This is a genomic window from Vibrio hepatarius (assembly GCF_043642085.1).
In the GTDB taxonomy this organism is placed as follows: Bacteria; Pseudomonadota; Gammaproteobacteria; order Enterobacterales; family Vibrionaceae; genus Vibrio; species Vibrio hepatarius_C.
This window is the reverse complement of record NZ_JBHZSA010000019.1, coordinates 20,322-29,937: the sequence shown is the minus strand read 5'-3', so window position 1 is coordinate 29,937 and position 9,616 is coordinate 20,322. Positions and strand designations below refer to the sequence as shown.

Below are 9,616 nucleotides of genomic sequence, written 5' to 3'. Positions count from 1 at the left end.
CCCCACTAACTTTGTTAGTGGGGATTATCATACGTCCCGAGGATCATTCAAGTCTCTAAACCGATCGGCATTAAGCATTTATTGCTGGCTTTTTTATTACCTGTGAAAAAGAAAAGGCTCCCGAAGGAGCCTTAAAAGTTAGCAAGCGAGGTGCGATTAGCTTATGCAGTTTCTGTTACTGCTTGTGGTTTTTCTTCATCAGCTAGGTCAGTTTCGCCTTTACCTTTTGAACGCTTAATTACGTAAGCAGTTACAGCTAGAGTAAATAGAAGCCCCGAAATCGTTGATACTTGAATCGGTAGACCAAAGCCTAATGTGCTGTTGTTAAGAATGAAGGTCGCACACACAGTGGTCATAAACATTGCAGGGATAGTGGTAATCCAGTGCATCTTGTTATGGCGTAGTAGGTATGCTGACGCAGTCCATAGCATCATCACAGCCGTTGATTGGTTAGCAAAGCCGAAGTAGCGCCAAATAATACCGAAGTCTACCTGAGTTAAGATGCCACCGATTACAAACAGTGGCACAGCCATCATCAGGCGATTGCGTAGAGCTTTTTGATCAACGTTGAAGTACTCAGCCAAAATTAGACGGCTTGAACGGAATGCAGTGTCACCTGAAGTAATTGGTAGAATAACCACACCTAGGAAGGCAATTACACCACCAAAGACACCCAGTAGGCCAAATGATGCGCTGTATACTACGTTACCTGGGCCGCCATTCTTCACTGCTTCAGACAGTGCGTCGAGTGAGCCGAAGAAAGACAGAGCAATCGCACACCAAATTAGAGCGATAACACCTTCACCAATCATTGCACCGTAGAAGACGAAGCGACCATTCTTTTCGTTCTCCATACAACGAGCCATCAACGGCGATTGTGTTGCGTGGAAGCCAGAGATAGCGCCACAAGCAATGGTAATGAATAGTGCAGGCCATAGCGGCATATCATTCGGGTTTAGGTTAGTGAACATGTCAGTGACTTGGAAGTCACCCATAACCGTGTGCTCACTTGAGAAAGCAACTGCCGTCATTAGGCCAACAGACATGAAGATTAATAGTGCGCCGAATAGAGGGTAGAAGCGGCCGATGATCTTATCAACAGGAACAATTGTTGCGATGATGTAGTAAGCAAAAATCGCGATAACCATTGTGGTCATGCTTACGCTTAGGTTAGTTTGATCATTGATGAGATTAGTGATCATACCCGCTGGAGCGGAAACAAACACAACGCCGACGAGTAGCAGTAGGACAATGGCAAAAATGTTCATAAAATGTTTTGCGCCATTACCTAGGTAGCGACCAGTAATCGTTGGGACTGAAGCTCCGCCATTGCGAACAGAAAGCATGCCAGAGAAGTAATCGTGTACTGCGCCAGCAAAGATACAACCAATCACAATCCATAGCATTGCCGCTGGGCCATACAGAGCACCCATGATAGGGCCAAAGATTGGACCAACACCTGCTATGTTCAATAATTGAACCAGGTAAACTTTTTTCGTCGACATTGGTACGTAGTCAACACCATCCGTTTTGGTATGGGCAGGTGTTTGACGCTGTTCGTTGATACCAAAAATCTTCTCAACGAAAGCACCGTAAATAAAGTAGCCACCGATTAAGGCTGCAACACAGGTTAGAAACCACAACATAACACTTGTTCCTTGGTGAAATTGATTAAGCTCACGGTGAATACTAAATAAACTCACGCCAAGCTTCATTCGCTTCACAAGTGAACGGTCATATAGCAGATTGAGTGGTTTGCTGGGAAACTAAATGGTTTTTCTCTAATCTCAGTGGCATTTATTTAAGTTTAGTGGTTTGATGGCTAGGTTTACCTACCTTAACCAGCAAAAAAACAAGGAAAAACAATGAGAAAAATAGTTATCGCTGCGATGGTGGCACTCGTTACGGCTTGTGCAAGCAGTCCTGAGCAGTTAGCTGAACAAGGGGATTGGCACCAAATTGGTTATCAAGATGGAGTCAGTGGTCACACACAACGTTCGTTTAAAGAGCTGGCAAGTTTGGGCAGTGTTAAACAAGCAGACTATGACCAAGGCTATTTAGACGGAGTTAGCGAATACTGCAATCCTGATTTTGCTTACCAAATCGGCTTATCTGGTCAATATTATGAAGGCGTTTGTGAAGGAACTGAAAATGCGCAAAAGTTCCGAATGGAGTGGCAGCGTGGCTGGAACGAACACTCTAACCATGCAAACTGATTGTCTCAAATTTGAGATGTATAATTAGAAAAGCCTGACAGAGCAAATTGTGGATCTTTGTTACTTTGTTTTGCAAATCAAACACAAAGTAACATGAGATTAGAATGAAAAAGTATTGGATACTTGCACTCTGTTTAGCCCCATTAATGGCAAATGCGGGTAACCCGCTTAAAGATGCGGTGAAAGCCAATCGTAGTTACCAAGCGGAAAAGCAGCAAATTAACCATCGCATCAATAAAACTAAGCGTTCGTTAAAGCAAGTTGGTGATGGAACCTATGTTGACGATAAAGTTAAACAAAAGGTCAAGCAAGCATCAAGTAAGTACACCCATAAGGTTAACAATGCCAAGAAGCTAACGGATCCCAAACAACTTAAGCGCAAAGCGAACAACAAAATAAAGCAAGAGAAGCGCAAAGCCGTCGATAAATGGTTATATGAAGATTAATAAAGGGAGCAATTTGCTCCCTTTATCGTTCATTACCGTTTAAACATTATGTACTTTGATGGGTTTGTACCGCTTTGCGTAAGAAGCCATCTTGTTTTTCTAGCTGCTGTTGGGCTGCCTCTAATGGCATACCGGTTAACAGGATCAAGATGGCAAGTTTCACATCATAGTCGGTTTGTTCTAGCGTTTTGGTCGCTTCACTCTCGTCGCACTCTGTCGCTTGCATCACGATACGAGAGGCACGAGCGATCAGCTTTTTGTTGGTCGCTTTTACATCCACCATCAGGTTCTGATAGCTCTTACCTAAACGAATCATACTTGCCGTTGTTAGCATGTTGAGCACCAGCTTTTGCGCAGTACCAGATTTTAGTCGAGTTGAGCCAGTGAGCGCTTCGGGGCCGACAACTGGACTAATGGCTATTTTAGCCACATCCGCAATTGGAGAGTCTGGGTTACAAGATAGGGCGACGGTTGTTGCGCCTATATCGTTGGCGTAGTTTAGCGCGCCAATCACGTAAGGTGTACGTCCACTTGCCGCGATGCCGACCACGACATCCTTCGCGCTAAAATCGATCGATTTCAGATCGTCGACACCAAGTTCAGCAGAGTCTTCAGCGCCTTCTTTTGCTTTCAAAATAGCTTCAGGGCCACCGGCAATCAAGCCAATCACCATTTGATCGGAGACACCAAAGGTGGGTGGACACTCGGATGCATCCAGTACACCTAATCGTCCACTGGTACCGGCACCCATATAAATTAAACGTCCGCCTTGTTGAAATGCTGCTGTGATTTTATCTACCGCTTGCGCTATTTCAGGCAACACTTTTTCTACGGCTAAAGGAACAAGCTGATCTTGTTGGTTAATTCGCTTCACTATCTCTAAAGAAGGCAGTAAGTCGATATCCATGGTCTCTGGGTTTCGACCTTCTGAGACAAGGTGAGATAGGGCTGCAATAAGTGCATCGTTGGTCATGTGAGTCCTTATTTATCTGCGGGGTAGATAACCCCAAGAGAAGCCAATTTAGAGGCTCCTGTCACTTCAGGCAGATTGCTTGGTAAGTTATGTATGCGGCGATAGGCAAGCCAGGCAAAGGCCATCGCTTCCATATTATCACTGTCGATGCCTTTGTCGTCTGTAGTCATCACTGTCCAGTCTGAGAGCAGTTGAGACAGTCGCTCCATAAGAAGTGGGTTTCGTGCTCCACCGCCACAGATGAGTAGTTCGGGCTTATCGCCGATTTGATACTTCTTCACTTCTTGCGCAATAGAGATGGTGGTGAATTCGCATAGAGTTCGTTGCACATCGTGGTGAGGTAATGAATGCTTAGCTAAGATGCTTTCTAGCCATGTGAGATTAAATAGCTCGCGCCCAGTGCTTTTCGGTGCAGGCAGGGATAAGTATGGTTCGCTGAGAAGGTCAGCAAGCAGTGAATCATCCACCTTACCCTGCAGAGCAAACTGAGCATTCTTATCATAGGGCTGTTTGAGATGCTTCATACACCACGAGTCCATCAGCATATTGCCAGGGCCAGTATCGTAACCAATCACAGCTAGGTTAGGCCTAAGTACCGAAATATTAGCAATACCACCGATGTTGAGCACTACCACACTAGAATGCGTTGAGTGAAAAATAGATTGATGAAATGCAGGGACTAAAGGCGCACCTTGGCCACCTAATGCCATATCCTTACGTCTAAAATCCGCCACCGTATCAATGCCTGTTAGAGCGGCAATAATATTGGCATCACCGAGTTGCATCGTAAATGGACTGTCACTGTTCGGCTGGTGAAACACAGTCTGGCCATGATTACCAATAGCGGTTATTTGTGATGCCGTATAGCCACAGATATTCAGCAAGCTATTTATGGCTTCGGCATAGAGTTTGCCGAGTTGGTGATCAATTTCACCCACTTCAACAAGATGAGTTTGTTGGCCAATACAGATATTGAGTATGCGCTGTTTAAGCTCATCAGGGATTGGGTAGTCTTGTGATGCTATGAGGCGCAACTGATTATCTTCAATTTCGACAAGTGCGGTATCAACGCCATCAAGGCTAGTGCCGGACATGACGCCTATATACAGTTGTTTACTGGTCATCTAGCATCCTAAATTCAAATGGTTGAAAGTTATTGTAATGCAAATTTAAACAGAATAACCTCACTCAACTATACAAATTGAATCAAGGCCTAGGAGTTTATATGGGACCGCTATGGGTTGATGTTGCAGGCTATGAACTAACATCAGAAGACAAAGAAATATTACAGCACCCAACCGTTGGTGGCTTGATTCTATTTGCTCGTAACTATCATGACAGCGAGCAATTGTTGGCGTTGAACAAATCTATCCGTCAAGCGGCGAAGCGTCCAATTCTCATTGGTGTTGACCAAGAAGGTGGCCGAGTTCAGCGCTTTCGTGAAGGTTTCTCGCTGATTCCTGCCGCAGAGCAATATGCCAAGCAGGCCAATGGTGAACAGCTAGCAGAGCAGGGTGGCTGGTTAATGGCCGCGGAGCTGGTGGCTCACGATATCGACCTAAGCTTTGCCCCAGTATTGGATAAAGGCCATGAGTGTAAAGCAATTGGCAGTCGCGCATTTGGTGATGGTGTTGAGACGATCATTCGTCATAGCCTTGCATATATGAAAGGGATGAAATCTGTTGGCATGGCGACGACGGGTAAGCATTTTCCTGGTCATGGTGGCGTAGTTGCTGACTCTCACCTAGAAACCCCTTTTGACAATCGTGACACGATATTTGAGCAAGATATGGCGATCTTTAAAGCTCAAATTGAAGCGGGAATATTAGACGCAATGATGCCTGCGCATGTGGTGTACCCACATTATGACGATCAGCCTGCAAGTGGTTCAGAGTTCTGGCTTAAGCAAGTGCTGCGTCAAAAGCTGGGCTTCAACGGGATCATCTTCTCTGATGACTTAACTATGGAAGGCGCGGCGATTATGGGCGGGCCAGCTGAGCGAGCTCACCAATCGCTGGTGGCTGGGTGCGATATGGTGCTGGTATGTAACCAGCGTGATGCCCAGGTCGAAGTATTGGATAACTTACCGATTATGGAAACTCCGGGAGCAGAAAAGCTGCTTAAAACGCAGAGTTTCTCCCTAGCTGAGTTACAGCGCGGTGAAGCTTGGAAGCAAGCGTCACAAGCTATGCAGCGATTGATTGAAGCATAATCAAAAAAGAGCCTCATCGAGGCTCTTTTTTTTCGCACTATGTTAGTGAAAACCAAGCATCTCTTTTAAGGTTTTAAGGTAGCGGCGACTGACTGGTAGCGGGTGCCCGCTCACCGTGATGATTTCAGCCAAACCATTTTCCAGTAACTTGATTTCTTTGATCGCCTGAATATTAGCCAGAAACTGTCGGTGGCAGCGAACCAAATTAGTTTTCTCTTCCAGCACTTTTAAGGTCAACTGAGAGTCAGCCTTTTGATCATGAGTTTGAATGTGCACACCGCTAATATCGCTATAAGCAAACTCGACATCTTTAGTTGGAATGATGACGATGCGGTTAAGACCAATACAAGGAATCTGGTCCAAACTTGGCGGAGCTATCGCCGCAACTTGTTGTTTGTTGACAGTGAGTTGAGACTTGAGCAATCGCTGTATGGTTTTATCTAAACGGCAGGTATCGACGGGCTTGAGCAGGTAATCAAACGCGTTGTCCTCAAAGGCTTGAATTGCAAACTCATCGTAGGCAGTGACAAAAACAACCTTTGGCATGGTGTCAGGGTCGAGCATACCGAGCAGTTCAATCCCAGTGATTTGTGGCATCTGAATATCGAGAAACACCACGTCAGGTTTTAGCTGATTGATTTTCTTTAAGCCTTCAATGGCGTTGCTGGCTTGATCAATTACTTCAATATGACCTGTTTCTTCGAGTAATTCAGTTAACTCCTCACGAGCCAACAATTCGTCATCAATGACTAAAGCAGAGAGCATAGGGATACCTTAATACGTGTTCTCATCAGGAATAATAAAGCTCATTTGGGTTAAGTGATTCGGTTTCACCTCAATATTGAGAGCTGCCGCGCGACCAAATTTGTTAGTTAATCTTTTATCGACGATCTGCATACCCAGCCCGGCATGATCTTGCGAAGGGGCGACATAGCTTCCAGCATTGTCTTCCACTACGACTTGCACTCCACCTGATACCTTTTGGCTGTATATATGGATCTGACCACCTTCAATCAGGTTCGAGATGCCGTGCTTGATGGCGTTTTCGACTAACGGCTGCAAAGTAAACGTTGGGACTTTTCGCTTCAACAAGCCTTCATCAATATCAATATTGACCTCAAGGCGATCGGTAAAACGGGCTTTCTCGATCGATAAGTACGCATTAACGTGCGCAAGCTCTTCTTTGAGCGTCACTGTTTCAATATCTTGTTTTAAGTTACTACGGAAAAAATGCGATAACTGCTGAATCAGCTCACGTGCTTTGCCTGGGTCACGGCGAACCACCGCACTGATGGTATTCAGGGCGTTGAATAGGAAGTGAGGATTGACCTGAGCATGCAATAATTTGATTTCAGCTTGAGAGAGTAAGGTTTGCTTTTGCTGATACTCGCCAAAGAGAATTTGGCTTGAGAGTAGCTGGGCAATACCTTCCGCCATCGACATATTAATGGTTGAAAACAGTTTTCTCTTTGGTTCGTAGAGCTTGATGGTACCAATAACCTTGTCGCCAGTGCGCAGAGGAATAATCAGCGCTGAGCCCAGTTTGCAGTCCGCTGAGAGTGAGCACTGGTAAGGCTTTTCTTTGCCATCTAGATAGATAATGTCATTTTTATTGATCGCATCTAAGGTACTTTGTGAAGAGATTGGCGTGTTCGGTTTATGGTGGTCATCACCAATGCCAACAAAGGCTAGGATCTTCTGTTCATCGGTGATCGAAACCGCGCCAACATTGGTCTCTTCATAAATGATGCGAGCAATTTTATCGGCATTTTGCGAGTTAAATCCGGAAGCGAGAATACCGACCGAACGCTCGGCAATATTCAGTGCACGACGAGAAAACGTCGCCGAGTACTCTTCAAAAATGGTTTTGCGATCTTGCAGGATACTCATAAACAACCCTGCGCCGACCGAGTTAGCAATGATCATTGGCGCTGCAATGGCAGAAACAAGCGCGTAAGCTTGATCGAAAGGCTTAGCCACGATCAGTATGATCGTCATCTGCACCACTTCGGCGATTAAGGTGATAGCAAATACCACACTAGGATTGAACAATTGCTGCGATTTGCCTTTTCTTACAAAGTAAACGTGAAAAAGGCCACCAATCAAGCCTTCTGCTGTGGTCGAGATAGCGCAAGCTAAATCAGTAAAGCCACCCAGCGAGTATCGGTGCAGACCGCCTGTTAGACCGACGAAAAAACCCACGACAGGGCCGCCAAACAAGCCTCCCATTACTGCACCAATCGCTCGTGTATTAGCAATGGCATCGTTGATCTGCAAACCAAAATAGGTGCCCATGATGCAAAACAGAGAAAAAAGCACATAGATGCTTAACTTATGGCTAAGTCGATTGGAAATATTAAGCAGAGGCAAAAAGATCGGGGTCTTACTTAGCATGTAGGCAAGCATTAGGTAGACACACATCTGTTGCAGTAAGGAAAGAATTAAGTCCATAGCGATAAAGTCAGCGGCATTTGAGTGCTATTTTAGAAAAGAATGTTGTTAGAAAACATGCTTAGTTCATATTTCTGCTAGAAAAGTCGATAAATGGGTTGGTGTAAATTTAAATTTACAGTGTGTTTTTTATTATTTACATCTTGAAATCTAAACTCATGCTGTTATGTTATGGCTATTCTAGCCAAGTTAATACGGAATATACTTGGTGTAAAAAATAATATACAGGTTAGAGTTATGCAGAAAAGTGAATTGAGCAATATTAACATCAGCGATGAGCAGGTGCTGATTACACCAGAAGAACTGAAAGCAAAGTTACCGTTAAGTGATAATGCTCGTCGCTTTATTCAAGAGTCTCGCCAAACTATTGCCAATATTCTTCATAAGAAAGATCACCGACTGCTCATCGTCTGCGGTCCTTGTTCTATTCACGATGTTGAGGCGGCGAAGGAATACGCGAAACGCCTTAAAGCATTGTCAGAGCAACTAAGTGACCAACTGTATATTGTTATGCGCGTGTACTTTGAAAAGCCACGTACAACCGTAGGCTGGAAAGGCTTGATCAATGACCCGCACTTAGATGGCACGTTTGATATCGAGCATGGTCTGCATGTTGGTCGCGAGTTACTGGTGGAATTGGCTGAGATGGAAATTCCATTAGCAACTGAAGCTCTAGACCCGATCAGTCCGCAATACTTAGCTGATACATTTAGCTGGGCTGCAATTGGTGCGCGTACCACGGAATCACAGACTCACCGTGAAATGGCGAGCGGCCTTTCAATGCCAATTGGTTTCAAAAATGGCACCGACGGCAACCTAGCAACGGCTATCAATGCGATGCAAGCTGCGTCATCTAGCCACCGTTTTATGGGAATTAACCGCGAAGGTCAGGTAGCGTTATTAACCACTCAAGGTAACCCAAATGGTCATGTGATTCTACGCGGTGGTAAACAGACTAACTATGACTCTGTATCGGTCACTGAGTGTGAGCAAGATATGGCAAAACATGGTTTAGATGCATCATTGATGGTGGACTGTAGTCACGCTAACTCTCGTAAAGATTTCCGTCGTCAGCCATTGGTAGCAGAAGATGTCATCCACCAAATCCGTGAAGGCAATAAATCGATTATTGGCCTTATGATTGAAAGTCATATCAATGAAGGTAACCAACCATCTGATATTCCGTTAAGTGAAATGCAATATGGCGTCTCTATTACCGATGCGTGTATCAATTGGGATACAACTGAGGCACTATTACGTCATGCACATGAAGAGCTAGTCCCTTTCCTAGAAGACAGATTGAAAGGCTAAAACGAGA

9 protein-coding genes are annotated in these 9,616 nt (G+C 44.8%); 4 read left to right on the top strand and 5 right to left on the bottom strand.

Going from position 1 to position 9,616, the window contains the following annotated elements:
• Positions 1–161: 161 nt before the first annotated feature.
• Complete coding sequence (locus tag ACHUFZ_RS20210) at positions 162–1,646, bottom strand: carbon starvation CstA family protein (RefSeq protein WP_394128563.1); 1,485 nt, start codon at positions 1,644–1,646, stop codon at positions 162–164.
• Positions 1,647–1,865: 219 nt separating this feature from the next.
• Between ACHUFZ_RS20210 and ACHUFZ_RS20205 the strand changes: the two genes are divergently transcribed.
• Both ACHUFZ_RS20205 and ACHUFZ_RS20200 read left to right on the top strand, forming a co-directional pair.
• On the top strand, positions 1,866–2,216 hold the full coding sequence (locus tag ACHUFZ_RS20205; protein ID WP_394128562.1) for a DUF2799 domain-containing protein: 351 nt from the start codon (positions 1,866–1,868) through the stop codon (positions 2,214–2,216).
• Between the two features lie 104 nt (positions 2,217–2,320).
• On the top strand, positions 2,321–2,662 hold the full coding sequence (locus ACHUFZ_RS20200) for a hypothetical protein (RefSeq protein ID WP_394128561.1): 342 nt from the start codon (positions 2,321–2,323) through the stop codon (positions 2,660–2,662).
• Positions 2,663–2,708: 46 nt separating this feature from the next.
• Here ACHUFZ_RS20200 and murQ read toward each other — a convergent pair whose 3' ends face one another.
• Together murQ and ACHUFZ_RS20190 are read right to left on the bottom strand one after the other, a co-directional pair.
• Positions 2,709–3,635: an N-acetylmuramic acid 6-phosphate etherase gene (murQ, locus tag ACHUFZ_RS20195; RefSeq protein WP_394128560.1), complete on the bottom strand. Its 927-nt coding sequence runs from the start codon at positions 3,633–3,635 to the stop codon at positions 2,709–2,711.
• Positions 3,636–3,643: 8 nt separating this feature from the next.
• Positions 3,644–4,759 carry an anhydro-N-acetylmuramic acid kinase gene (locus ACHUFZ_RS20190; RefSeq protein ID WP_394128559.1) on the bottom strand — a complete coding sequence of 372 codons (1,116 nt, stop codon included), beginning with the start codon at positions 4,757–4,759 and terminating at the stop codon, positions 3,644–3,646.
• A 101-nt stretch (positions 4,760–4,860) separates the two neighbouring features.
• On the opposite strand from ACHUFZ_RS20190, the gene nagZ reads away from it, so the two are divergent.
• Positions 4,861–5,847, top strand: coding sequence for a beta-N-acetylhexosaminidase (gene nagZ / locus ACHUFZ_RS20185; RefSeq protein WP_394128558.1), 987 nt, complete (start codon positions 4,861–4,863; stop codon positions 5,845–5,847).
• A 42-nt stretch (positions 5,848–5,889) separates the two neighbouring features.
• On the opposite strand, the gene btsR is transcribed toward nagZ, so the two are convergent.
• Both btsR and ACHUFZ_RS20175 read right to left on the bottom strand, forming a co-directional pair.
• Positions 5,890–6,612, bottom strand: coding sequence for a two-component system response regulator BtsR (gene btsR / locus ACHUFZ_RS20180; protein ID WP_394128557.1), 723 nt, complete (start codon positions 6,610–6,612; stop codon positions 5,890–5,892).
• Between the two features lie 9 nt (positions 6,613–6,621).
• Positions 6,622–8,298 carry a LytS/YhcK type 5TM receptor domain-containing protein gene (locus ACHUFZ_RS20175; RefSeq protein ID WP_394128556.1) on the bottom strand — a complete coding sequence of 559 codons (1,677 nt, stop codon included), beginning with the start codon at positions 8,296–8,298 and terminating at the stop codon, positions 6,622–6,624.
• 237 nt (positions 8,299–8,535) lie between these two features.
• Between ACHUFZ_RS20175 and ACHUFZ_RS20170 the strand changes: the two genes are divergently transcribed.
• Positions 8,536–9,609, top strand: a complete 1,074-nt coding sequence (locus ACHUFZ_RS20170; RefSeq protein WP_134835970.1) for a 3-deoxy-7-phosphoheptulonate synthase — start codon at positions 8,536–8,538, stop codon at positions 9,607–9,609.
• The last annotated feature ends 7 nt before the right edge of the window (positions 9,610–9,616 follow it).

Coding starts and splice junctions, on each gene's coding strand:
- murQ (WP_394128560.1), bottom strand. CDS start 3,635: ATGACCAACGATGCACTTATTGCAGCCCTATCTCACCTTGTCTCAGAA.
- btsR (WP_394128557.1), bottom strand. CDS start 6,612: ATGCTCTCTGCTTTAGTCATTGATGACGAATTGTTGGCTCGTGAGGAG.
- ACHUFZ_RS20200 (WP_394128561.1), top strand. CDS start 2,321: ATGAAAAAGTATTGGATACTTGCACTCTGTTTAGCCCCATTAATGGCA.
- ACHUFZ_RS20175 (WP_394128556.1), bottom strand. CDS start 8,298: ATGGACTTAATTCTTTCCTTACTGCAACAGATGTGTGTCTACCTAATG.
- ACHUFZ_RS20170 (WP_134835970.1), top strand. CDS start 8,536: ATGCAGAAAAGTGAATTGAGCAATATTAACATCAGCGATGAGCAGGTG.
- nagZ (WP_394128558.1), top strand. CDS start 4,861: ATGGGACCGCTATGGGTTGATGTTGCAGGCTATGAACTAACATCAGAA.
- ACHUFZ_RS20210 (WP_394128563.1), bottom strand. CDS start 1,646: ATGTTGTGGTTTCTAACCTGTGTTGCAGCCTTAATCGGTGGCTACTTT.
- ACHUFZ_RS20190 (WP_394128559.1), bottom strand. CDS start 4,759: ATGACCAGTAAACAACTGTATATAGGCGTCATGTCCGGCACTAGCCTT.
- ACHUFZ_RS20205 (WP_394128562.1), top strand. CDS start 1,866: ATGAGAAAAATAGTTATCGCTGCGATGGTGGCACTCGTTACGGCTTGT.